The organism is Microbacterium sp. B24 (assembly GCF_000333415.1).
Taxonomy (GTDB): Bacteria; Actinomycetota; Actinomycetes; order Actinomycetales; family Microbacteriaceae; genus Microbacterium.
Genome location: NZ_BADB01000194.1, coordinates 1 through 841, shown reverse-complemented (window position 1 = coordinate 841; position 841 = coordinate 1). Strand labels below are relative to the sequence as shown.

The 841-nt window shown below is 70.4% G+C and carries 1 protein-coding gene and 1 pseudogene; both read left to right on the top strand.

Going from position 1 to position 841, the window contains the following annotated elements; translation table 11 throughout:
• On the top strand, positions 1 to 331 hold a 331-nt coding region (locus I5I_RS05110; protein WP_036317271.1), incomplete at its 5' end, for a cytochrome d ubiquinol oxidase subunit II.
• Between the two features lie 119 nt (positions 332 to 450).
• Positions 451 to 841, top strand: a pseudogene (locus tag I5I_RS05105) (thiol reductant ABC exporter subunit CydD); the annotation flags it as partial.

The window sequence follows — 841 nt, the reverse complement described above, 5'->3', positions numbered from 1 at the left end:
CGCGGCCGTCGCGCTGCTCCTGTCGGTGTGGTTCAACATGGCCGACGGGGACGGCAAGGCCTTCGCGGCCGGAGCGGTCACGATCGTGTTCGCCGTGCTGACGCTGTGGCTCGCACTGTTCCCCTACGTCATGCCGTCGACGACCGATGACGCCTTCAGCCTGACCATCTCGAATGCGTCCAGCACGCCGATGACGCTGCAGATCATGTCGTGGGCCGCGCTCATCTTCCTGCCGCTCGTGCTCGCCTACCAGGCGTGGACGTACTGGATCTTCCGCAAGCGGATCACCCGCACGACGATCGAGAAGGCGGAGCTGACCGCAGCCCACTGACACTCACCGCCGAGCCGCCACGTTCTATTCGAGCCGACATGCTTCGGCCGGCCGGAACGTGGCGGCTCGGCCGTGTGATGGCGGCTCGCGGGGGATGAAGGATGAGGCAGGATCGAAGGATGGCAGACACACGCGTGCGGCCCGTCGACCCGCGACTGGTGCGCTACGCGTCGGCATCGCGGGCGTTCTTCGCCGCGATCGCGGTGATCGGCGTGCTGCAGACCGCGGTCGTCGTCGCGTTCGCGTGGCTGCTGACGCACGCGATCACGCGCGCGATCGACGGGATGCCGTGGGCCGAGCTGACCGCACTGCTGACCGCGCTGGCCGCCGTCATCGTCGCCCGTGCGCTGCTGCTCTGGGCGCGCGAAGCCCTCTCGGCGCGCGCCGCCGCGCGCGTGCAGGCGCAGCTGCGCGCGCAGCTCGTGGATGCCGCCGGCATCCTGGGTCCGGGATGGCTCGCCGGACGCAACTCCGCCCAGCTCGCCGTGACCGCGGGGCGCGGTCTCGAAG